This window comes from Kistimonas ophiarachnellae (genome assembly GCF_057552235.1).
This window is the reverse complement of the sequence record NZ_BAAJPA010000005.1, coordinates 56343-80308: the sequence shown is the minus strand read 5'-3', so window position 1 is coordinate 80308 and position 23966 is coordinate 56343. Positions and strand designations below refer to the sequence as shown.

The window sequence follows — 23966 nt, the reverse complement described above, 5'->3', positions numbered from 1 at the left end:
ACCGATATGTATAGCCTTGAGCAGTTAAAGATGTTTGTACTAAGTGCTGAGCTGGGATCTTTCTCAGCAACGGCACGACAACTGGGAAAAGCGCAATCTGCGGTTAGCCAGGGCATTGCCAATCTGGAGATTGACCTTGGCAACGAGCTCTTTTCCAGAACGGGCCGCTCACCGGTTATCACAGCAGAAGGCCGTCGCCTATTACCGCTGGCACAAGCCATGCTGAGGCTTGACCATGATATGGACAAAACCGCCAAATCACTGGCAGAAGGGCACGAAGACGAATTAATGCTGGCAGTGGATGAGGCGTTAATGATTCCGGCTATGTCCCGGGTACTAACAGAGTTTGCCGATCATTTTCCAGCAACCGCCTTAAATATTCATACTGTCGCCAGTCCTGATGTCCATGCCATGGTTGCAGATGGCAAGGCGCAGTTAGGTTTAACGTTTGCTGATACCGGCATCCCTCCGAATGTTTCTACCTGCTATCTGGGTTCACTCCCCTTTGTAGTGGTGGCAAACCCGGAACACCCTTTGGCAAAACAGAAGTTGGTTGATGTTGATTGCCTGCAACATTACCGGCAACTCTTGGTTAAAGGCTTCGATGGCTCAGGACTGGCTTATTTTCCATCACTGTCAACAGACATCTGGTGGACAAATACGTTTTACCTGTTACGAGAGTTGGCACGACAAGGACTTGGCTGGAGTTATGTTCCCCTGCACCTGGTAGAGCATGAGCTTGAACAGGGATTACTGGTTCGCTTACCCATCAGCTTTGACCACAATCCCTGGCAAGCTCCTGTAGAACGGGTCATGGCTAAATACTCTTGTCCCGGGATAGCGCTTGGCTGGTTAGCTGAAAAGGTGACAAACCTTTTTTCTGAACATTAGTAATGGGTGATGGTGAATACTATGACGAACCACTTTCCAGTAACGATTCCGCTAAATAGCTAACCAGAAACAGGCAACCTCCCCCGTAAAAGCCTGTCGCCCAGGCTATGGACGACAGGAAGCGATGATATTGTTCTTATCTGATGTTTTTTATTAGCGAGGCGCCGCTATCAGCGGTTGTTTCCGACGCTTGCTCTCAGGCTGGGCTACATCAGCATCCTGCTGAAGTCGTTTAATCAGGTTTACCCCCATCAACACCACCACAAAGGAAAACGGCAAGGCACCGACAATAGCTGCTGTCTGGGTTGAAGACAGTGCTGTCACTCCACCAATGGACAACAGGGTCAAGGCAATCAGACTGACCAGCAAACAAAGCATCAACCTGTAAATACGCGGCTCACGCTCATCACTGGCCACGAGGGATGACAGGGCATGGATACCAGAATCCAGCGACGTGATGTAATAGGTACCCACCAGCACAGTGGCCACAATCAGCAGCAGAGTGCCAATCAGCCCGATATTCATATTTTCAATGGTTGAGAACAGCCCACTGGAGGTGTTTTCCGCCACAGCCGCCGAGATAGCCCCACCACTCTCCATATCCAGCGCAATCGCCGTACCGCCGAAGATGGCAATCCAGATACACACCAGCAGTGAAGGAATCACCACAACGCTGAACACAAACTCACGCAGTGTCCGCCCCCGGGAGATCCGGGCAATAAAGCCCCCGACAAAGGGAGAGAATGAGAAGACCCAGCACCAGATAAAGGTGGTCCACCAGCCATCCCAGCTGTTGGTCCAGCTGGTCAGACCATTCACGATGGCAAAGGCATCGTTATGGAATCCCATGGTGAACATGTCACCGAGATATTGCCCAAAGCTGTTGGTAAAAAAGGCCATCAGGAAGACTGTCGGTCCCAGCAGCAGGATAGCAACCAGCAGGAGAATACTGAGCCACATGTTAATCTGGCTGACCAACTGCATGCCTTTCTTCACACCGAAATAGAGAGAAATAGCCGCCAGGACACCAAGGCAGACCACGATCACACTCTGGAAAAGGGCGTTATAGGGAGTGCCCATGCTGTACTGAAGGCCGGCGTTCAATTGCTGGGCGGCGAAACCAAACGACGTTGACAGACCAAACACTGTCGCCAGTATGGCCAGCACTTCAATCAGAATGGACAGGCCGGTTCGACCACGCTTCGGCAGGCTCTCTTCAACGGTACTGATGAAGCTCAACCGTGTGCGGCGATTATGGATGGAGTAGGCAAGACAGATGGCGACCACACAGTAAACCGCCCAGGCGTGAATCGCCCAGTGAAAATAGCCCCACACCGTGCCACTGTACGCGCTGTCGATACTACCCGGCGTACCGATAACGGGATCGTTGTAGAGCATGATCGGTTCCGCCACGCTCCAGAAAATCAGGCCTATACCCTGCCCGCAGGAAAACAACATGGCGTACCAGCTGAAGGTGCTGAATTCCGGTTTGGCGTCAGAACCGCCCAGCCGGACATTGCCATAGGGGCCAAGTGCCAGCCAGATACAGAAAAACAGGCTGACAGAAGCCATCAAAACAAAGTACCAGGTGAAGTTGCCGGTCACCCAGGTACGGATGCCATCCATCACCCTGGCGGCATCCGCCCCCATGGTCAGTACAAGGGCCAGCAGCAAAATACCGATACCACCACTGACCCACTTGATCCGACTGTTAATGATTTGCAGATGATCACTTGCCTTCATACGTCATATCCCCATGAAGAGACCGGACAGATGTCCCGGCCACAACATGATCATCGGAATACGTTCCCCTGCCGTTCCTGGCCTGTGCACTGCCCGCCCATGCGGGCAGTTTGCGCAATATTGGATTGTCAGCGCCTTATGCTTATTCCGATAATCATCACTCAGAACAACAACGATCTGATATCGCCGTACCATTCAATCAGATGTCAGGAAATTCCCTGCGCAATGCATCGGCAATACCTTCAACGCAGGCATTCAACAGCAGCTGACCTTTTTCAGCGGTGGCCTTGGCAGCGGAAGACAGGCAGCCGGAAGCCGGTGTCCGCTCGGGGCAAATGGGGAAAACGTCATAGTTAGGAAGATCAGCTGGCGGCAGATCCATCACCCGATCCATGTGGATATGTTCAGGAAACAGGTGCAGCATCAGGGACGATTCCAGCACGCCCCCATGCTCAATATCCCATCCCGGGAAGCCTTCCGGATAGATACGTGCAATGGTGGCTTCATCGACAAAATCCCAGTAGGACAGGAAGACCAGTTTCACATCATCAATACCGTCCCAGCGCAGCTCCCGCAGGGCGAGATCCGTACCTTCCACCAGGAACATGTTGTTTTCAAAATGGCCGTTGCACAGGCAGAAACGGCGAATGCCATGACGGGCAAATTCCTTGATAATATCCTTCACCATATGGGTCAGGGTTTCCCCGTCCAGACTGGTGGTGCCGGTCAGGTGATAGCCGCCGCCGGAACGCTGCTGGGACTTGTAACCATAGGTGATGGCAGGTGCGACAATCGCGCCGTTCAGCTCAGCCACATGCTGACACACGGCGGTCGGCAACAGCACATCGACGTTCATCGACATATGCGGACCATGCTGCTCAATGGCGCCGACAGGCATCATCATGATGGGATTGCCTGAAGCAATACGCTCCCGGTATTCAAAGCTACTCATCTCGGACATGTTGACGGTATTGTTCACAGATCTCTCTACCCTGTTAAATAAAAGACAAAGAACACCCGCGGAATAAACGTTTAGCGTTCCGTTAAATAAAAATCCGATAAAAAGCCGCCGTTGCCTGAATAAAGGCCGGTATTTAAAAACCAGACAAATACCTGTCCATTAACCTGATAAAGGCAAACAGACACCGATTTGAAAAGGCTTATGTCGCGGGCAACGATTTGTCGGAAGTCATCGAAATAAACGATGTTTGCCCTATCAGGCAATCAGTCGTTCAGAACATCGTACTTGTAATAGTGGAATGGTTTTGACAAAAGAAAGGCACCAACAAGACGGAGGACAAAGCAGTCCCAGCGCTCGTTGAGATAATGGCTGGTGTGGCAGATGAAAGCATACATCACAACTAAGTCCTCTCGTATAACAACACAAAGATCTTAATTGCGGGTCTGGGTGCGTGTTCCCTACACTGGAGAGCGATATTTCTGATGGTTAGATACCTGAGCAGGCAAAAACAACACCATCAGAAACGATGAAACAAGATTGACCCGTAATAACGGTGAACCCTGTATCAATCCAAAATCCACAGAACCAAACTATTCCCGGATCCGAATCGCGTATTACTCAATAAAGCCAGCGCTTAACATGGCAATCCCTTCTGCCTGGTTTCACGGCCTTCCATGAAGACTTGTGGCAACTTTATCCAGCATCCCGGCAGATTTACACAACATTTTTGGCAGGATATTCCATCCCTCGAATATGCCCAGCATAAAACAGCCAGCCTCTGGCAGAATTCAGGTTGAAACAACTGTAAATCATTGATCCACTTATACCAACACTATGACGTTTACGGATTCGTTATTGCGTCTGCCCTTCTGCTGATCTATTGATCTCTCACTCTTGGAGACAAACGACTGCCCTAATCACGCCAGAATGGCTGCAGGATAAAACCGGACATGCCCGGCCCCCCACTGAACCCAGCTGTTGATGATTTGCAGATGATCGATTGCCTTTAAAGGGTGACAGAGTTCATCCCCATTCATGCCAGACATCATAAGATCCGTCAACGCGAATGCAGGCTTCGCTTTGGCGACAGTTCTCAGGCTACTCTCGCTGAGAAGCTTGTCACCGCGGCCACAAAGAGCAGGCTTTCGGGTAAGTGGACTTTCTGCCGTTCAGATTAGTATGCAGGAAAAGAATATGGCTGACAGAGGACAAACATCTTCTTTAGAAACGCACGTATTGAAATGAATGTTTAGCGCCTTATAGCTCTGCCAATCAAGTCACCACAATCTTTAGCGTTTACATGACTTGAAACCATTACCACTTCATCGAATTCCTCTGCAGCAGAGTCAGATAATAGGCTTTTGGCAGCCGTTATCGTCAATGTTCGGACACAATTGCCTATGAATGATCCTTTGCGCCCCCCGCCATAATCATACATACGTTGCCGGTTATATTCGCTCTTGATGCAAGCACAAAATCCATTGGAACCGGCAGAATCAGTAGTAGCTGTAGTTGTAGCTGTAGTTTCTGCGGCTTCAAAACGCTCATAACGTTCAGATTCGCCCGGTTCAAGCAACGTTCCTTTGGTCGATTCATCTGCACATGCAGACACCATCTCGTCCTGAGAAAAAATCACAAAGTCAGAGGTATCTTGATCAGCAGTGTTATTTGAGCGCCCAATGATCTTTTGGCCCTGGGCTGTCTTCACTGTATGCCCCGCCATGTTCGCCTGCGAAGCATCCTGTCCTGATGATTTCATGCCATATGACGCTGACTGTTGGGCCACCGTAGTCCTCGTCACATCAGGTGCACATGCCATAACGCTACCCTCTTATTTCTAAACAAAATTTGCATTTATTAGTCCCTTCATTCCAGATGGATACATCAACACCTGTCCGACAAGGACATCCAATTGTTTTAATCTCTAATAGAGAGACAGTCGTTTTCATGTAAAAGTTCCCACGCTGCTTAAAAGCGACTTATTTCAGGTCAGACGCCCCCATACCCATGAAGCCGGACTGGCGGCTCAATTTGCAGGTGTCTCCCGCGGATACAGATCCCGTTGCCTGCCTGGATGCCTATACGGGTGATTGAGTGCTGGCAGAAGGATGGCTCCGGTTTGAACAGGCTGTGGACTTGCTTTTATTGCGATGAAGGCAGCCGGGCAGGCTTTCGTTCGTTTGCATCCGACAATACCCCGGCAGTCGGCTTTACAGCGGGAAAGGGGAAGCTTCTTCTGGCTGGCGGCAACGCGACATTATTATCTGCAGCGTCCTCAGGGTTTTATGCATTAAACCGCTAATAAGCAGAGTCAGTTGAAATAACAAAATCAAAACCTGTAAGAACTAAATGATAATGCCCAAGCCTAAATTGCATGAGCCGAGTTTGTTAGAGCAGAGGTTTAGTCACCACTATTTTCTTCCTCTGAAAGAATATCAAGCAAGTCGCCCTATCAATCCGGAGGTTGTTTATGTTTAGAGATTCAGGATCAAAGCCTCTCCCAGCACCACAATCGCAAGCAGTGCAGCCTCTACAGTTCGGTCAACAAACCTCCCAAAGTCGGTACCCATTCAGTGCGGAACCAGACAGTCCTTCGTTAAGCATATGGGCACCGATGCAGCAGCAGGAAGAGATCGGTAGCAGACGTGTCAGCCAACCTAACCACAAACAGTCCCTAATGGAGAACATCGGGGTTCATTTTGATCCATCTGCACCTTATCGCACAGACTTCAGCAGCGTGGAACAAGATATCAAGCGCCATATCGAAATATTTTCTGATCGAAAAGCATCTATGGATGCTCCCGTTGGCATAAGCAGCGTGGGCGGGACTTATTTCCGGCAAGGAAATCACAGTTTCAGTGACGAATACTACATGAACCTGACCAGGCAGCTTGACGCGATGGACAAAAGGTCTCAAGAGATCGAGAGTATTAACACTAAAACCGTGCAGAAAACATCCGCCCAACAATTTCTTGAAAAGTTTTCAGAAATAAGAAGTCGTGTTACCTATCGTCTTTTTGAGGCAGAAAAGGATTTCATACAAAACATCGACACAGTGAATGCCCATAATATTAATACACGCCTTGCTCAAGTGGTAAGCGGTCTTGATGCACTGAACATGACGGATAGCAGCAAAATAGATTATTGCGCTTCATTCCTTGATCATTGTTATGATGTGCTTTCTGATAATAAACAGACAAACCTGATTCCCAGAATTCATCGTGCACTGGTCAATCTGGCTCGTATACCCACCGCGGCGACAATAGAACCCGTTTCTCCCACCCTGACGGTTTCGCATGCCATCAGGAGACAGCAGCAACAGCAACCGACTCTAGAGTTTTACGGTGTCACGCTTGAAATGGGGAAGACGCCACCACCTTCCACTCTTCAACCTGCTTCACCGGGAATTCCCGTCCATGCCAGGCACAGTGAACCAGCAAATTACGCTGCAATGCCACTACCACAGCAGCCAATCGATACAGCGGATGCAGCAATGTCCTCGGCGCAACGTATTGCGACTACAGAGTTTCCTGGCGGGGGAGCCAGAGGAAAAGAACAGCAACTAACCCTGCCACCACGGTTTCAGCCATCCTCTCCGCCACAGTCGCAGGAAAAATATACACCGACAGTAAAAGTAATAGCCGTAGAGACAGATCCCAAGTTCTATAGCGGTCGTCTGATCTACGATCCATTTCAAATGCTCATATTGAAGCAATCTGAAATAGAAAAAACAAAAGGGACTGAAGCAGTCTCTACGTACGACCAGTATTATTGTTGTCTAAGTAAGGATGACGATCAATTATCTTTAATCCCCGAAAATCGTTTAAGGCAAGAGACAGCATCAATTGCTGATGCTGATAACTTCTGCGATACCCTAATTGCCTGCATATCCAGCTTTAAAACGATGCAACAATGGTTTACCACCGAAACATACAAGCCAAACCCACCAAAAACAAAATTGACATATCTCCACATGCCATCAACAGGCACCAAAAGCGATAAACAGAAATCTCGAGGCATCACCTTTGGCGAATCTAAACAATACATTAAAATAATAACAAGCGATCCAATCCATCCAATTTATCAACAGAGACAACAGTTGTTTTCCAAAATAGCAAAATGCTCACACGAGCGAAGCTGGAGTAATCAGGGGATACCTAAGGAAACAAAGACGCTGTTTGACAGCGTCGCAACAATATCCAAGGAGATAGGAATTACAGCAGCCCACCATGAAAATATCCGTAATTTTTTCCAGCACACCTATCAATGGTGCATTCAGCGTAGCCCCTTAAAGAAAGAGCTCAAGACAGAATTATTCACAACAATGAACAGTTTACTAAAAGAAAAACTCAACCTTGCACACCGCTTTAAATTAGTAAAACTCAAACCTCAAACAGGATCAAAATAATCAATACAACAGATTCCCAGTATAGATTTCCAGTCATATTAGACCTGCTTGGCATCGACTACTTCAATGCCTTAAAAGCGCGGTTAGCGATGCATAATTTTTCGCTGTAAGTATCCGCACAAACATAATCTCAAATGTGTCCCTGCAGTTGCTCAGGCTCGGCTAGCACGTTGGGTAAGCTAAGCTGGTAGCTCAGTGCTGAAGTTCTGACAAAAGCAGTTTTTTTCAAGTTATCATGAATTTTTCAGAACCGGTGAAGTCAAAAGTCCGGGTTATTGTGATTCAAGTAATAAGCAGGGAATACGGATGGAACCCAAAAGCACTCAAACCGCAAGCGCCGGAGCATTACCGGGTGACCGATTGTCGACTTCTGGCCAGACTCGTACAGCCCCCCAAAAACGCTCAGGCACTGAAAATCAGCCAGTAGCGGCCAAACTTACTGATTCAACCACTCCGGACACCGTTCTCACCAAGAGGAAAGTCCAACAAAAAAAATATCAGGAACAATCCAGTAAGGTTGCTTCAGCAAGGCGCAACCTGTTTGATCGTGATGACATCAAGGAATACCTATCAGAGATAGCAAAATTTGACGAGGTGATATCAAAAGAAGCTCGCTCAGAGAGAAAAATACCGCCAGAGCTACGAGCTACAGGCGTCATCACTTTCAGGCGGTATAGAAAAATTCACAAAGATCTCAAAAAAGAAATCAAACCCCTTGAAGAAATCAATATCAAAAACTCAAGATTCCCCGCTGATGCTTTTCATTATTTCAACAAAGAAATACGTCCACATCTGGAAAAATTATTAAAAGGCATTCAACTTTACCTGGAAAACCCTTTCACTGTGCACGAAGACATAAATAGCGAAGGCTATTATTTAAGGCAATTTATCGATACCACCAGCTACCAGCTCCTTTTACAGGAAACAATAATCAGCGATATTGAAATCGTACTGAGATTATACGAATACGCCAAGGCCATCAATTCGCGATACAAGACTGTTCTCTATGGAAAGATATGCAAAGAGAGCATATCCCCTGATGACATCATCAAAATCCTTGGCCTTAAAATCAAATACGATTCTTACGAGGAGAAGGAACAGTTTGTTCATTTTAAGGAAAAAACGTTACGAAGTTTCAAGCACATCCGCAAGGCATCATTAATATCCGCAGATAATGAAATAATCGAACCCTATCTCCTTTTAATCCACAGGAACCTGACCCAGTTTACGGTTGCACACTTGTGGATCCACTGCACCTTAGCGAAAGCAGCCCGCCCCAGACTAAAAACCTTCATCCAGAACCTTGGTGTCCTGTCTGTGTTTGAAATCATGGGGGGATGTGGTTACCTGGCCCGCTCAATGATGGACATCGGCATGCCGGTCAAGGCCTGTGACCTATCCCCCCTCTCACGCTCCTTTACAACAGTCTCAGAAATGGACGCGAAGGCGTTCATTGACAACCTTGCCGATAGTGACAGCGCCTTGTCTCAGTGCGCGCTACTCATTGCTGCCCCGCCAACAACAGCCGAAACCTACGAAATAGATAAAAAGGGCGTTAAACATCCTATACAGAATCCTATCAATGAATATCTGGCAGAAACATTCCTGAAATGGCACAGGTATAATGGCGGTCCAGTCATTATTTTCAGTGATTGTACGGATGAAAGCGAACTGTATGATGCTGAAATACTCCTTCAGGCCGGTATCCGTATTAAACCGCTCGCCCCTGTACCGGATGAGTTGATAACTGATTTGGGCGCTTATGCCGGTACGGCCAAAGCCTTCAATCTGGTTTCCGTCTCCAGCTAACGCACCCCATCATTTTAGACCGGCATGGTTATACAACAGGCTCCTCTACTTATATCTGAAACACTATAACCTGTGCATATAAAAAATAATTAACGGCATTATTGCCTTTAGGGAAAAACAGCACGATAAAATATGACAACACGGTCAATATTGGATAACAAATAGCATCTGTAGAACAACAAACCATCAAAAAAGAATCAAATAAAAAACACACCTTTTCATGGAAACAACCTATGTTGACTACTCAAACAAGCGCGCATCATCGGTTCCCGAAAAGAATGCGTGAAACACAGTGCTTTCAGCATCATTCAAAAAGCTTACCTGACAACCTGATAACACTAACTGAACAAAAACCAGAAAAACGCATAAAAAAGACCCAAAGCGAGATCCTATGCACATTTAAACAAAAAGAAGAAATAACGCATTTTACACCCAGAGCAGGTTACCTCAAAGACAATAGAAACATTAGAACACTCTCTGAAACTATCAACGCTCTCCCTGTAGACAGCAAAGCGTACTATCAACAATTACATGAATTGCATAAAGTGATATCACGACTCATCGGCAGATTAGACATAAGACTGGAAGCTATTAAATTTCCGGAAGAAGTCTTGGCCTGCTTCACAGAAAGCATTCAAAACGAGGTACTATCCGTATGCATACCTGTAGAAGACTTTCTCAACGGGCCTTCACATTTCGACTGGGAAGCCCGGGAAAACCAGAAGTGCCGTGAGATTATTAAAGCCACACAACATATTTGTCAGTGTTTCAATCAAACAACGTACAGTTTTATCGACGCCCTTATTTTGACATACGACTTTTATCAAACCGCATACCGTAATATTCAGCAATTATTATGCGGGCAGGTTTGTGATCTGAATATCAGGCCAACACAGCAAAGCAAAGCGCTGGATCTTTTCATCACCTATGAAAAACAAACCCTCACCTTTGCAGGTATGGACTATCTGCACAGAATGATCCCATCCATTCCCCGGGAAGTCGATGATCTCCACCCCGACCTGGTAACAATGGCTTCCAATATGGAAGCCATCATTTCGGGTAGAATGCATATCTATTTTTCCCTGTCGAGAACAGGCTATGAGCTGTTAGGTGACTATATCCAAAGCAATGGCGCCACAAAGGTGGTAGAACCGATGGCAGGAACAGGTTATACCGCAGCACATCTTAGCCAATGTGGACTCTGCGTTCGCGCCTGCGACAATCACCCCAGAAGATCTGGCGTTTATTTTCCTGTAGAAAAAATGGATGCTATCGATTTTATTAAAGACATCGCACGCCGTGAAACAATAGAAAATGCCGTACTACTGATTTGTGCACCACCACCCTATGTCAGAGTCACAGGTTCCTCTGGCAACATTGGAAACTATCTGGCTCATTTATATAAAACCTGGCATGAAAATCATGGGAAATTCGTGATTTTATTTAGCGAGTGCTGTGATGAACAGACATTTCATTGTCGGCGTCTGCTTAAAAAGGAAGGAATTGCAATCAGGGAGTTACCTTCATTACTACCTGATGAAGTGGTTGAAGACGCCGGTGAGTTCTCTGGTACAGCCAAGGCTTTCCAGGTTATCTCTTACGAACAGGCAATGGCAGAGGCACAGGACAAGGATGGTGCTGGATATGCGCGCAAGGTGCGCTTTTATATCGGCGATGATCCCGGCAATGTTTTATAGATCATCCTTTATTTTGTGATGATTGAATCGTAAGCCAGGGTTACATAGAGAAGAATGACGGATTTCCCTTAACATTAAAAACCCCACAGCTGTGGGGTTTTTAACCATCATCAGTTCAGGTTGCTTTCACTTATGCAACCTGCTGCTTTTTTGCATAAATCGCCAGACCGCCCAGGGAGGTTTCGCGGTACTTGGCCTGGATATCCAGACCGGTGCGGTACATGGTCTCGATAACGCTATCCAGAGACACCTCGTGGCTACCGTCACCACGCAGCGCCATACGGGTTGCAGTGATCGCCTTGATCGCAGCCATACCGTTACGCTCGATGCAGGGAACCTGTACCAGGCCGGCAATCGGGTCGCAGGTCATGCCCAGGTTATGCTCCATACCGATCTCGGCAGCATTTTCTACCTGGTGGATGTTACCGCCCAGTACAGCGGCCAGTGCACCCGCCGCCATGGAACAGGCACTGCCCACTTCCGCCTGGCAACCGGCTTCCGCGCCAGAGATAGACGCATTCATCTTGTACAGCATGCCGATCGCGCCGGCAGTGGCCAGGAAGTCACGAACGCCCTTCTGATCTGCACCCTTGGTAAAGCGGGTGTAGTAAGCGATAACGGCAGGAATAACACCGGCAGCACCATTGGTCGGCGCAGTGACTACGCGACCGCCACAGGCGTTTTCTTCATTGACCGCCATGGCGAACAGGGTCACCCAGTCCATGATGACAAAGTGGTCAGTCAGCATGGCTTCCGGGTTAGCCATCAGGGTCTTGTGCGTGGTAGACGCACGACGCTTGATACCGCTGACCGGCAGGATGCCTTCCATCTTCATGCCGCGGTCGATGCAGTTGCGCATGACATCCCAGATGGCGTCGATACGCTGGTTGACCAGCTCCATGTCGCCACCGGCAAGGGCTTTTTCGTTTTCCAGTGCCAGTTCCGCGATGGTCAGGTTGTGCTTCTGGCACAGGTCCAGCAGCTCTTCGGCATTCTTGAACGGATACGGAACCACCGGCGCGCCACTCACAGGCGCTTCAGTGCCGTTTTGCTTGTTCTTGTCGTTGAACTCGTCGGCGCAGACCACGAAGCCGCCGCCAACGGACAGGTAAGTCTTGTAATAAACAACAATCCCATTGGCGTCAGACGCATAGATGCGCATGGCATTGGGATGCTCCGGCAGGGTTTCGCCGAAGTGGAAAATCATCTGGGTGTCGTAGTTGTAAGCAATCTCACGCTCACCGGCCAGGTTCAGCTTGCCGCTGTCCTTGATAGCTTCATAGACCTTGTCGGCTTCATCAGGATTAATGGTATCCGGACGAAAACCTGCCAGACCCAGCAACGCCGCCTTGTCTGTCCCGTGACCGACACCGGTCAGCGCCAGGGAGCCGTACAGACCGACACGCACGGATGCGATCGTATCCAACAGGCCTTTCTCACGCAGATCGGACAGAAAACGATGACCAGCCCACATCGGACCGACAGTGTGGGAACTGGAAGGACCGATACCGATTTTGAAAATATCAAAGATACTGAGTGTCATAGTTATTAGGGGATGCTTTAGGGTCAATAATGAGGGGGAGTCTGACGGTTTTAACCAGCAGGGAACACTGTGGCTGACCACAATATTCCTGCCGGTTTCGCTACCCCGGAGAGCCGGGGTAGCGGTGAGTGATTACAGCAGCTGGGACGCGATGAAACCAGTGATCGCGATGGTACCCATAACCGCGGTGAAGATGTTCCAGGCAGAGTCATACTTGCGCATGGCCGGGATCTTCTTGGCCGCGTAAACCGGCATGATGAACAGGATAGCAGCAATAATCGGCGCTACCATGGCTTCGATCATACCCATGACGCTGACGTTGAAGTAAGCGATGGCCCACACGGACAGCGTGATGAACGCCATGGTGTAACGGTCCAGCTTCTTGACATCAACAGTGGCATTCGGGTTGTTGCCCTTGATGCGCTTGATCAGCAGACCGTTCAGACCTTCACGGGTACCCATGTAGTGACCGAAGAAGGAAGAAGTGATCGCAACAATCGCAACAATCTGAGCCAGCCAGCCGAACAGGCCTGCGTTACCCTGCTGTGCGAAAACGGACAGGATCGGCAGGTTGGACGCCTTGGCCGCCTGCAGCTCTGCGGGAGACAGGGTCAGTACGCAGCTGTAGACGAACAGCATGGTGAAGCCAACCAGGATCATCGCGGTGCGCTTCAGGGTCTTGCTGGCCTGAGCTTCAGCGGCATCACCCAGTTCCTTGCGGTAAGTCTGTGCAAAGGAAGAGATGGCCGGAGAGTGGTTAAACGCAAAGACCAGTACCGGAATAGTCAGGAAGATGGTCTTGAAGAAGCTGTCAACAGTGACAGGCGCGTCAAACTGGGCAGTGTTCCACTCGGGAATCAGGTACAGGGACACACCGAACAGGATCGCAATCAGCGGATACACGATCGCATTGGTCACTTTCAGGATCAGGTTCTGACCACAGTTCATGACCGCTACCAGACCACCGACCAGCACCAGGCTCAACAACCAGCGTGGCGGAACCGGCATATGCAGCTGGTGTTCAATCAGGCTGCTGACAGTGTTGGTGATACCGATACCGTAGATCATGAGGATCGGGAAGATCGCCATGAAGTAACCGAAGGTGATGATAGAACCGGCTTTGGAACCGAAGTGCTCTTCAACCACGTCAGTGATGTCGCCGTCACGCTTGCTGCCGGACAGTACGAAACGGGTCAGGCCACGGTGAGCCAGGAAAGTCATGGGGCCAATCAGCAGGGTCATGGCGATCAGGGGCCAGATGCCACCGAGACCGGCGTTGATAGGCAGAAACAGTACACCGGCGCCGATAGCGGTGCCGAATAGGGCCAGCGTCCATTCTGTATCACGTTTGGTCCAGCTTTTCGCGCTTTCGGCGCCGGAAGCGGCGTAACCTTGAACGACATCCTGTTGGGCCATGCAATCTCTCTCCGCAGGCAATTAATGCCTGTAACTTTTCGAGGGGAAACCGGAACGCGCATAGAGGGGCTGGCGGCATTTCCGGAGGCAAAATTCAGGCCGCAGACTGTACGGATTTCGTTCACCCAAAGTATTGATTTGGACCTCTTTTTTTTGCCGGAATTTAGGGTTAGCGTCGCGCGCGTTGCATTTTCAGTACAGACATGAACAGTCGTACATACCGAAGCAAAGGTTATAAAGAAACGAAGAAAAGTTCTGAAGAGAGAAAATTTGATCGCAGTGCAGCCCCTTGCACTGCGATCAGGAGAGAGAAACCGTAAAGGTTTGTGAACGCGGGCTAGTTTATCCTGCAAGCTACAAATGTCAACGCAAAAATTAAACTCAAGTTGAACTTGTCAACTCAACCCGCACACACTCAACTTCTGTTGATTAAAAACCACCCAATCCGCTTAAACCATAGCGCAGCACCGCAAAAATGCGTATGGGGTTTTGCCTGGCATCTCCCTACAATCGCCAACGACTCAGGTACGTCAGGCATTTCAGCCACCCCGAGTACTAACTGGACACCACCGAAACAATGCTGCCACAACATATGTGAACAGAAGCTGAACGAAACCAGCCCGGGCATTGTCATTAGAAGCGCCGGTATCCGACATCTGATTCATTCCAACTTTATTGAAACGACAATGGCAGGAGACCGCACGTGCTGTTGCTGACGCTTTATATTATTGGCATTACCGCCGAAGCCATGACGGGTGCGCTGTCTGCCGGGCGTAAGCAGATGGATACCTTTGGCGTCGTCATCATTGCCTGCGTCACGGCACTGGGCGGTGGTTCAGTGCGCGATGTCCTGCTGGGCAGTTATCCGTTGACCTGGGTGGCCCATCCTGAATACATGGTCATCACCAGCGTCGCTGCGGTGGTAACCATTGCCATTGCGCCAGTGTTTCGCTACCTGCGTAAACTGTTCCTGATGCTGGATGCTGTCGGCCTAGTCACTTTTGCCATTATCGCCACCCAGAAAACCCTGGACCTGGGTCACGGTATTATCATTGCCTCCATCATGGCAGTTGTGACCGGCGTATTTGGTGGCGTACTGCGGGACATTCTCTGTAATGATGTGCCGCTGGTATTCCGAAAAGAGATCTACGGCAGCATTGCCCTGATGGTAGCCCTGCTGTACCACGCACTGACATCAGCCCTGCATGTACCGATGGACTATGCCGTGATTATCACCCTGGTGGTGGGTGTCCTGGTTCGCATTGCAGCCATTGGCTTCAAATTGGACATGCCCCAGTTCAAATACAACTCACCGGAACACTGAAACCCTCGCAGATAACGCCATGCCTTTGCATGGCGTAGCAAATCCTTTCTTCACTGCCGTTTTCATTGGCAAGAACTCCTGTCACCATACGCAAAAATGACCTGGCAGGAGTGCACCATGCTGTTTGATCTCGTTTCCTCGACCCTGGCGTCCAGCGTCCGTTTCTGGCAGGGCACCGCTGCCAGCCGAACCACCCACCAACCGGAACAGACCATTGCCCTGTACGACCGGGAAGGTTCCCCCGACTGTCGACTGGTCCGTGAAGCGCTGACGGCTTTAAACCTCGATGTGCTGATTATGCCCTGCCCCAAAGGCGGCAATCGCTTTACGCAGGCGCTGAAGGACAACCAGTTACCACTGTTGATTGACTTAAATACAGAAACAACACTCACGGGGCCCGAGCAGATCATTGAGTATCTTTACGCCGAATACCTGGATGAAAAGCCGCCCCTGCCGGTAAGAGCAACGCCACTGAACCATATCAGTTCCACCCTCGCCTCCACGTTGCGATTACGCGCAGGCACACGCTGCCGCCCTTCCCGGGCACCGGAACAGCCATTAACACTATACAGCTTTGAATCGAGCCCCTATTCCCGCCCTGTGCGAGAACGTCTGTGTGAACTGGAGATTCCCTACCACCTGATCAACCTGGGTAAACAGCAGATCGCAGACCTTGGCCCCGCCAAATGTCACTTCACCCTGGGCGCCTACAAGCCTTTACCTGACACCAAACGCAGCCAGTTTTTTGATGAACACGGCAATGTTCAGGTGCCTTATCTTGTCGACCCAAACACCGATACAGAGCTGTTCGAGTCGCAGAAAATTATCCGCTACCTGGATAAAACCTATAGCCTGTAAAGCAAAAAACCACCGATACCCCTGAAGGTATCGGTGGTTTTTATCCAGCAACCTTAATCAGGCAACCTGAAGTTTCGCCAGCTCTTCGGCCCGTAAATCTTTCCGCAGGATTTTACCCACGGGGGTCATTGGTAGCTCATCGCGGAACTCAATCAGTCGCGGCACTTTATAGGCGGTGAGCTGTTCACGGCAGTACGTGTTCAGCATCTCCGCAGTCAGGGACTTGTCACGAGCCACAACGAACAGCTTGACCGCTTCGCCGGTTTTGCTGTGAGGTACGCCAATCACCGCACAACACTCCACCATCTCATGACGAGCGACCACATCCTCAATCTCGTTGGGATACACATTGAAGCCGGATACCAGCACCATATCCTTCAGGCGATCAACAATCCGTACAAAACCGTCATTCTGGATCACGGCAACGTCACCGGTTCGCAACCAACCGTCATCATCCAGAATTTCTGCGGTTGCCTCAGCCCGACGCCAGTAGCCTTTCATAACCTGCGGACCTTTGACACACAATTCCCCTCGCTCACCGATCGGCATTTCATTGCCTTCTTCATCGATGGCCTTAAGCTGCGTATTGGGCATGGGCAGGCCGACGGTGCCCTGCTGCACCAGGTCGCCGGCCGGATTCATGCACACTGCCGGGGAACACTCGGTCAGCCCGTAGGCTTCCGACACCGCGCTGCCGGTCATCGCTTTCCAGCGGTCAGCGGTATCCGCCGGCAGCGCCGTACCGCCAGACAGCGTCACCTTCAGGCCGCTGAAATCACAGGCCTTGAATTTTTCATGGTTCATCAGGCTGACAAACAGCGTATTCAGCCCGATAAAGGCGGTAAAACGCCAGGGCTGGATCATCTTGATAAACGTGGCGGTATCGCGGGGGTTGGCAATGAGGATACTGTGGTTGCCCATTTCCACCATGGCCATCAGGTGCACAGTGAATGAGTAAATATGGTACAGCGGCAGAGGCGCGACAATGATCTCCTCACCCGGCTTGTGGAACGGCTGACCATCGGACCCCACCTGCTGCAGCATCGCCTTGGACTGCTGCATGTTGGCCACCATGTTCCGGTGGGTCAGCATGGCGCCCTTGGCGACACCTGTCGTTCCACCGGTATATTGCAAAATGGCCACATCCGTGGATTTCGGCGCCGGCGGCGCCACATACCGCGCTTTCCCCCCCTGCTGCAGCACATCACGGAAACGCAGGGCATCCGGCAGGTTATAGGGCGCCACCATCTTTTTCACATACTTCACAACGGCATTGATCAGCAGGCGCTTCGGTGTGGGCAGCATATCCGCCAGACTGGTCACGATCACCGTCTTGATCGGTGTTTCGGCCAGAATCTGCTCCACCAGGTGACCAAACACATCCAGGCAAATCAACGCTTTGGCGCCGGAATCATTAAACTGGTGATGCATTTCCCTGGCAGTGTAAAGCGGGTTGGTATTCACGATGACCAGGCCCGCTTTCAACGCGCCATAAACGGCGATGGGAAACTGCAGCAGATTCGGCATCTGGATCGCGATACGATCCCCCGGCTGCAGATCCGTATTCTGCTGAAGCCAGGCCGCAAAGCAGGTGCTGTAATGGTCAATATCCTTGAACGTCAAGGTATGACCAATACCGGTAAACGCCGGCCGACTGGCATTATTCCGGACGGACTCATTAAACACATCCAGAATTGAGTTGTACTCATCGGGGTTAATGGTGTCAGGTACGCCCGGGGCACGCTTGCCATCCCAGAAACTGGTATCCATTGCTGTATCACTCTTCTTGCTTTCTGATGAGCACACCGTCATACCGGCATCAACAACAGGTATTCCTGCCTGACGCCCTTATTCCAGTCTGCTGAAACCTTCGGTTTTCTTATCCAGAACAGCTTCCCCCTCACGTTGAGAAAGCAGCCCCCCTTCAATGACTCTCTCTCAGGAGAGTCGTTTTTTCAACTCGTCAAACGCCTGCCGCAGACAGGCTGCATACAGTTCCGGATCCGGCATCATGGTCCGGCAACTGGTAAAACTGATGCCCAGCGAACCGCTGTAGCTGAATACAATGTGAAACAGACCCACCGTGTCATAACAGGCGCCAGCACCATAAAACGCCCGCATTTTTGCGCCAGCCAGGTAGAGCGGAAACTGGGGGCCGGGCACATTGGTGATGACCGTATTGAATACTGGCTTCATATGGTCAGCCAGGTTGAAATGCACCGCTGCCCGCATCAGGGAATGGGTCAGGGTTGTCGGCAACAGCTGGCTTGATTCCATTACCATCAGTCCCTGCTGGTGCTCCAGGCGTTCTTTGGCAACATGTGTCGTTCGAACCAGCTCCCGCAGTCGTTTAACGGGATCTTCAATATCACTGTGGAGCTGCGGACACATCACACCGACATGGTTACCATAACTGTCGGCACTGTCCCGACGAGCCCCCAGCACCGGCTCCGGACGCATATTGACCGGCACCATGGCATTCAGGCTGGTCTGCGGCAGTTCATTTTTACGGATGAGGTAACGTCGCAGAGCGCCGGATACCACGGTCAACACTACGTCATTCACGGTGCTGCCGGGCACCAGTGACCGTATGGCCCGAATGTCATCCAGGCTAAACGTCACCGCATCAAACACACGGTGAGACGACACCTTGCCATTAAAACGGGTTCGGGGCGCACGACGCTGACGTCCCTCTTCTGTTAACAGCGCTGCCGTCAATTCCTTGAGTAACGGTAAAGCCTGACGACTCAGCATGCGTGTTTTGCCCAGTAAATTGCCGGGTAAACGCACGGCGGCACGGGCAATCATTTCCAGTCGATTTGGCAGACGATCTACAATGACTGGCGCCAGGCGGTCTTCGACAGACGAGCCTTTGGGCGACAGATCATGCAGTGCGGCCATGATCTGTGTACCGCGCACACCGTCAGCCATCGCATGATGAATCTTGGTAATAACGGCATAACAGCCAGCGGGAAACCCCTCAACCGCATTGACACCTTCCACCACATACACTTCCCAGGGTGGACGACTCAGGTCCAGCGGTGTGGCATGCAGACGGGCCGCCAGTTCCCGCAACTGCTTCCAGTTACCGGGTTTAGGCAGGGCGATATGTTGAAGGTGAAAACTCAGGTCGAAATTGGGATCACTGATCCAGCGGGGGAAATCCAGGCCAAACGGTGCGCTGACATGGCGCTGCCGTAACACGGGCACCTGCGTCATTCGTCGTTCGAAATTATGCGCGAATGCCTTGAAATCAAATCGCCCCTCGGCGGAGGTCGATGGGTCGTATATCGCCAGACACCCCACGTGCATCGGGGTGGTATCGGTTTCCAGGTTCAGAAACAGCGTGTCCAGTGCGGATAAGTGTCCGGTCGCGACCATAGGAGTATCTTGCTTCACGTTCATCCGGTTCGGTTAAAACCGGGTTTCATTAAACCAGCGAGGCGCCAGGGCGCCCCGCCGAACACCTTAACCGGCCTTGGCAGCGGTCTTCGGTGCAGTCTTGGCCGCTTCCTTGGCAGACGCTTCCTTGGCAGACGCTTCCACTTCGGTCAGCGCCTTGACCGCCAGGGTCAGCTCTTCGATCTGCTTGGACAGCTCTTCTTTCTCTTCTTCAGTCTGCTCTGACTCAGGCAGCAGGGAAGAACGAACCTTACCCAGGGTATCGGTCATTCTGCCCATCAGCTTGCCGCGGGTTTCGTCAATCTTGTCAGAGTAACGATCACGCAGGTCATCACCTTCTACAACCAGGTCTTCGAACAGCTTCTTGCCTTCCTGACCCATTTTTTCGTAACGGCCGTAGGCACCCAGACCAGCCAGCCACAGTTTTTCGTACATTTTCATGACAACGTCACCTTGTTGATTCGTCGCAAACGACGACCTTATTTTCCAACTGCCCGGTAACGGGCAGCCGGGGAATTACCAGTTAACGCCCTTGAGCAGGTTGACCATGAGTTTCTGCTCCGGCGACGGCTTCTGTTCAACCCCGTCAGCCTTGCCCTGCGAGGCGGCACTTTCCGGGAACATATGGTAGCCAGTATTCATTAATAGACGACTGACGCCGGGCAACAGATCATTCAGCAATGCAGAGAATGTGCCCAGCCGGGTCGCAATGCGCGCAGGCTTCTGGATAACTGCCTTGATAATCAGTTCAGCCGCCTGCTCAGGTGAAAGCGTCGGTACATGGTCGTACAGCTTGGTCGGCGCGATCATGGGCGTTTTCACCAGCGGCATATTAATCGTGGTGAACTTCACGCCTTTATCCGCATATTCACTGGCCGCGGAACGGGTGAAGGCATCCAGCGCTGATTTAGAAGCGGTATAGGCGGAAAAGCGGGCATTACCGGCCAGCACCGCAATGGATGAAATATTGATGACCTGGCCGCCGCCACGCTCCACCATGCCCGGCAGGAAGGCAAGCATCAGGCGCAATGCACCAAAGTAGTTAATATCCATGGTGCGCTGGAAATCGTGCAGACGATCATAACTGTGCTCAACACCACGACGAATGGAGCGTCCGGCATTGTTTACCAGGATATCCACACCACCATGTTCACGGATAACCAGTTCCGCCAACCGCTCAACATCATCATCAGACGTCAGGTCGGCACTGCAGGCATAGGCGATACCACCCAGTTCATGGATTTCTGCCGCAACCTTTTCGAGTTCCTGCTGATCGCGAGCCACCAGCACCAGGCGGGCCCGGGTTTCAGCCAGACGCAGCGCTGTCGTACGACCAATGCCGGATGAAGCGCCCGTGATCATGATGACCTTGCCTTCTACCTGGTGATTCAGGTTTTCCGGCTCAATCCGCTCTTCATCCAGATGCTGCTCCCAGTAAGCCCATAACACACGGGCATATTCTTCCGGGGATTTCAGGCGAATACCGCTGCCTTCCAGCGCCAGGTCGGTATTGGAGCGGTCAAAGCGGGTGGGGTACTCCAGGAATGCGAGGGTTTCACGGGGAATACCCAGGTCCTTAAGCAGCATGTCCGTGAAGCGCTGCACGCTGGGCATACCGGTGATGCTCTTGGCAAACATGGTCACCAGCGGATTGAAGTTCGCCGCATCAATACGCATGCTCATTTTGGGCGCACGGGCAGTTTCGGCAAACAGGTTCAGCAATTCACCCAGACGACGCGGGTTCGGGTCGGTCAGATGGAAACAGCGGTTGTCGAAATCAGGCTGGTGTGCGATATGGTCCATGGCGTCAGCGATATAATCGACAGGCACCAGATTGAGCTGTCCGCCTTCCAGTCCCACCAACGGCATCCACTCCGGTACAGAATCGCGGAGTTTACGGATGGCATTAAACAGATAGTAAGGACCGTCAACTTTGGGAATCTCGCCGGTCACGGAATGACCTACCACCATACCCGGACGGTAAATACGCCATGGCAGACGGGTTTCACGACGCACCAGCTGCTCGGAATCGTGCTTGGTCTGCAGGTACGCATTATTCAGCGGTCCCGCTTCATCCAGCATCGTTTCATCAAACACGCCTTTGTACAGACCCGCGACCGCAATAGAGCTGGTCAGGTGGAAACAGCGGGCGCCGATCGCAGCGGCACAGTCCAATGCATGACGGGTGCCATCAACGTTGACTGCACGCTGTAATTCCAGTGAGGCTGCAATGTCGTATATTGCCGCCAGGTGGAAGAACTCGATATTCAGGGAGCGCAATGCCGCCTGGGTCTCTTCATCAAGCCCCAGCATGGGACGGGTAAGATCCCCTTCATAGCAATGAATACGCGACTGCTCACTGCGATAACGTTCGAGCAGCTTCAGCGTGGCAGGTTCATTACGGTCACGCACCAGGATATGTACCTGGCCCCGGCGCGCCAGCAGGCGTTCCAGCAGATGGGTGCCAAGAAATCCGCTGGCGCCCGTAACAAAATAATGGGTTTCGAGGGGAGTCACTTTTTCAGAAGTCATTAATGGTCTGCTGATTCTGGTTGTTTAATGGTTGTTATGCGCTACCGTGCCATGACAGCAATAAACAGGAATTCCCGAAAACAAACAGTCATTCATCCTGAGTTATCCAGAGGGGTATACCGGGTGCGCTATTTGCGAATATTGTACAGACCACAGCCTTTTACGTATGACGACGAACCGTAAAGACACGTAAAGAACAGGTAACTTTCTGATAATTCAACATTCCGGCAGGAATTAGAAATCTCAAAAATCAAACAATATAGTGATTTGCAGCAGTGAAATTCGTTTTCATCAATCATTTCCACCACATCAAATAATTACAATCAATAACCAGCACTCAGTGAAGAGCATGCAGCCGATGCAATAAACTCAAACAACAATGCAAAGCGCCCACAGACATTGAATCCGTCACTCAACACTGCCGACATGAGCAGCCATTAGAAATCAGAACAAACAGGCATACCTGACTTTCCTCAATCGGCTTTGTCTGCCAAAAGACCTCCGATATGATCAATGATCGTTTCCACACGGCGAGGCAACGGATGAAACCTGCGTTTGAGCAAATAAAGGGTTTCACTCACCGGCGTTGATAAGTGATGTACTGCAATGCTCGCCTGCCGAGGGAACGCCGCCACCGCATGAGCCGGTAATACGGTAAATCCAAGCCCCCGGCTTACCGGTTCAAGAATCAAACCGATCTGGTTTGAGAATCCACGCTGCGGAAACTGGCTGATCTGTTCAAAACAGGTAAAGTTGGCTCCCAGCAACAGGGATGCATGATGAGCACCATCCGGGTGATTAACAAACCCCAGCATTTCCAGCGTTTCCCAGGTGACAGATTCCACCCCTGCAGGCGTCGCCAGCAACAACGGCTCGCTGCTTATCGGCACACAGCTGAGCTCTGATCGCGTGCTGGTACGCGTCACAAAACCCAGGTCCCGCCGGTTTTCAACCAATGACTGCTCCACGCTGTCATTGGGCGCAAAGACATAATCCATCGATAACCCCGGATGCGCCCGCTGATAGTCCAACAAAGCAGGGTATAACTTCAGACCAAGGCTCCCCGGCGAAGCGATCCGGATGACACCCTCCCAGGGGGAGTCTGTGCGAACACCTCGATCCAGCTCTCCCAGCATCGCCAGCGCCTGCCGCCCCTGCCGATAAACCTGCAACCCTGCATCGGTAAGATCAAACTGTCTGCCGCGTCGGTTCAACAACGGGCGTCCGTAATGCTGTTCCAGCTTGCGAATATGCTGACTGACCCCCGGTTGCGTCATGGCAAGTTTTTCAGCCGTCCGGGTGAAGTGCCCGGTATCCACCAGGGTGCAGAAAGTTTTCAACCAGAGAAGATTAACCATAACAACTTATTATCAAAAATAGTC

16 protein-coding genes are annotated in these 23966 nt (G+C 50.9%); 6 read left to right on the top strand and 10 right to left on the bottom strand.

Annotated features, from left to right (window positions below):
* Positions 1–6: 6 nt before the first annotated feature.
* The gene (locus tag AC27K1_RS07545; protein WP_487149529.1) at positions 7–891 is read left to right on the top strand and encodes a LysR family transcriptional regulator; all 885 of its coding nucleotides are present in this window, start codon (positions 7–9) and stop codon (positions 889–891) included.
* A 153-nt stretch (positions 892–1044) separates the two neighbouring features.
* Here the strand turns inward: AC27K1_RS07545 and AC27K1_RS07540 are convergent, their stop codons facing one another.
* From AC27K1_RS07540 to AC27K1_RS07530, 3 genes are all read right to left on the bottom strand, one after another.
* Positions 1045–2634 carry a BCCT family transporter gene (locus AC27K1_RS07540; RefSeq protein ID WP_487149527.1) on the bottom strand — a complete coding sequence of 530 codons (1590 nt, stop codon included), beginning with the start codon at positions 2632–2634 and terminating at the stop codon, positions 1045–1047.
* Positions 2635–2833: 199 nt separating this feature from the next.
* Entirely contained in the window at positions 2834–3613 is a 780-nt protein-coding gene (locus AC27K1_RS07535) for a creatininase (protein WP_487149525.1), read from the bottom strand.
* Positions 3614–4844: 1231 nt separating this feature from the next.
* Positions 4845–5354, bottom strand: a complete 510-nt coding sequence (locus AC27K1_RS07530; protein ID WP_487149523.1) for a hypothetical protein — start codon at positions 5352–5354, stop codon at positions 4845–4847.
* Between the two features lie 855 nt (positions 5355–6209).
* Between AC27K1_RS07530 and AC27K1_RS07525 the strand changes: the two genes are divergently transcribed.
* The 3 genes from AC27K1_RS07525 to AC27K1_RS07515 all read left to right on the top strand — a co-directional run bounded on the left by AC27K1_RS07525 (position 6210) and on the right by AC27K1_RS07515 (position 11509).
* Positions 6210–8003, top strand: coding sequence for a hypothetical protein (locus tag AC27K1_RS07525; protein ID WP_487149521.1), 1794 nt, complete (start codon positions 6210–6212; stop codon positions 8001–8003).
* Positions 8004–8309: 306 nt separating this feature from the next.
* Positions 8310–9812: a hypothetical protein gene (locus AC27K1_RS07520; RefSeq protein ID WP_487149519.1), complete on the top strand. Its 1503-nt coding sequence runs from the start codon at positions 8310–8312 to the stop codon at positions 9810–9812.
* A gap of 233 nt (positions 9813–10045) precedes the next feature.
* The gene (locus AC27K1_RS07515; RefSeq protein WP_487149518.1) at positions 10046–11509 is read left to right on the top strand and encodes a hypothetical protein; all 1464 of its coding nucleotides are present in this window, start codon (positions 10046–10048) and stop codon (positions 11507–11509) included.
* A gap of 130 nt (positions 11510–11639) precedes the next feature.
* Here the strand turns inward: AC27K1_RS07515 and AC27K1_RS07510 are convergent, their stop codons facing one another.
* Both AC27K1_RS07510 and AC27K1_RS07505 read right to left on the bottom strand, forming a co-directional pair.
* Complete coding sequence (locus AC27K1_RS07510; RefSeq protein WP_487149517.1) at positions 11640–13052, bottom strand: L-serine ammonia-lyase; 1413 nt, start codon at positions 13050–13052, stop codon at positions 11640–11642.
* A 132-nt stretch (positions 13053–13184) separates the two neighbouring features.
* Positions 13185–14468, bottom strand: coding sequence for an amino acid permease (locus AC27K1_RS07505; protein WP_487149516.1), 1284 nt, complete (start codon positions 14466–14468; stop codon positions 13185–13187).
* A gap of 703 nt (positions 14469–15171) precedes the next feature.
* Between AC27K1_RS07505 and AC27K1_RS07500 the strand changes: the two genes are divergently transcribed.
* Entirely contained in the window at positions 15172–15792 is a 621-nt protein-coding gene (locus AC27K1_RS07500; protein ID WP_487149514.1) for a trimeric intracellular cation channel family protein, read from the top strand.
* 117 nt (positions 15793–15909) lie between these two features.
* Entirely contained in the window at positions 15910–16650 is a 741-nt protein-coding gene (locus AC27K1_RS07495; protein WP_487149513.1) for a glutathione S-transferase N-terminal domain-containing protein, read from the top strand.
* A gap of 57 nt (positions 16651–16707) precedes the next feature.
* Here AC27K1_RS07495 and AC27K1_RS07490 read toward each other — a convergent pair whose 3' ends face one another.
* The 5 genes from AC27K1_RS07490 to AC27K1_RS07470 form a co-directional block, all read right to left on the bottom strand.
* Complete coding sequence (locus AC27K1_RS07490; RefSeq protein WP_487149511.1) at positions 16708–18420, bottom strand: AMP-binding protein; 1713 nt, start codon at positions 18418–18420, stop codon at positions 16708–16710.
* Positions 18421–18588: 168 nt separating this feature from the next.
* Positions 18589–20049: a WS/DGAT/MGAT family O-acyltransferase gene (locus AC27K1_RS07485; protein WP_487149510.1), complete on the bottom strand. Its 1461-nt coding sequence runs from the start codon at positions 20047–20049 to the stop codon at positions 18589–18591.
* 69 nt (positions 20050–20118) lie between these two features.
* Positions 20119–20493 (bottom strand): phasin family protein, encoded by a 375-nt coding sequence (locus AC27K1_RS07480; RefSeq protein WP_487149508.1) that lies wholly within the window; start codon positions 20491–20493, stop codon positions 20119–20121.
* 75 nt (positions 20494–20568) lie between these two features.
* Positions 20569–22584 (bottom strand): SDR family oxidoreductase, encoded by a 2016-nt coding sequence (locus AC27K1_RS07475; RefSeq protein ID WP_487149506.1) that lies wholly within the window; start codon positions 22582–22584, stop codon positions 20569–20571.
* Positions 22585–23057: 473 nt separating this feature from the next.
* Positions 23058–23942 (bottom strand): LysR family transcriptional regulator, encoded by an 885-nt coding sequence (locus AC27K1_RS07470; RefSeq protein WP_487149505.1) that lies wholly within the window; start codon positions 23940–23942, stop codon positions 23058–23060.
* Between the last annotated feature and the right edge of the window lie 24 nt (positions 23943–23966).

What these genes read in the sequence shown, in the direction of transcription:
- AC27K1_RS07545 (WP_487149529.1), top strand. Translation starts at nt 7, where the DNA reads ATGTATAGCCTTGAGCAGTTAAAGATGTTTGTACTAAGTGCTGAGCTG.
- AC27K1_RS07540 (WP_487149527.1), bottom strand. Translation starts at nt 2,634, where the DNA reads ATGAAGGCAAGTGATCATCTGCAAATCATTAACAGTCGGATCAAGTGG.
- AC27K1_RS07530 (WP_487149523.1), bottom strand. Translation starts at nt 5,354, where the DNA reads ATGAAATCATCAGGACAGGATGCTTCGCAGGCGAACATGGCGGGGCAT.
- AC27K1_RS07525 (WP_487149521.1), top strand. Translation starts at nt 6,210, where the DNA reads ATGCAGCAGCAGGAAGAGATCGGTAGCAGACGTGTCAGCCAACCTAAC.
- AC27K1_RS07520 (WP_487149519.1), top strand. Translation starts at nt 8,310, where the DNA reads ATGGAACCCAAAAGCACTCAAACCGCAAGCGCCGGAGCATTACCGGGT.
- AC27K1_RS07515 (WP_487149518.1), top strand. Translation starts at nt 10,046, where the DNA reads ATGTTGACTACTCAAACAAGCGCGCATCATCGGTTCCCGAAAAGAATG.
- AC27K1_RS07510 (WP_487149517.1), bottom strand. Translation starts at nt 13,052, where the DNA reads ATGACACTCAGTATCTTTGATATTTTCAAAATCGGTATCGGTCCTTCC.
- AC27K1_RS07505 (WP_487149516.1), bottom strand. Translation starts at nt 14,468, where the DNA reads ATGGCCCAACAGGATGTCGTTCAAGGTTACGCCGCTTCCGGCGCCGAA.
- AC27K1_RS07495 (WP_487149513.1), top strand. Translation starts at nt 15,910, where the DNA reads ATGCTGTTTGATCTCGTTTCCTCGACCCTGGCGTCCAGCGTCCGTTTC.
- AC27K1_RS07490 (WP_487149511.1), bottom strand. Translation starts at nt 18,420, where the DNA reads ATGGATACCAGTTTCTGGGATGGCAAGCGTGCCCCGGGCGTACCTGAC.
- AC27K1_RS07480 (WP_487149508.1), bottom strand. Translation starts at nt 20,493, where the DNA reads ATGAAAATGTACGAAAAACTGTGGCTGGCTGGTCTGGGTGCCTACGGC.
- AC27K1_RS07475 (WP_487149506.1), bottom strand. Translation starts at nt 22,584, where the DNA reads ATGACTTCTGAAAAAGTGACTCCCCTCGAAACCCATTATTTTGTTACG.
- AC27K1_RS07470 (WP_487149505.1), bottom strand. Translation starts at nt 23,942, where the DNA reads ATGGTTAATCTTCTCTGGTTGAAAACTTTCTGCACCCTGGTGGATACC.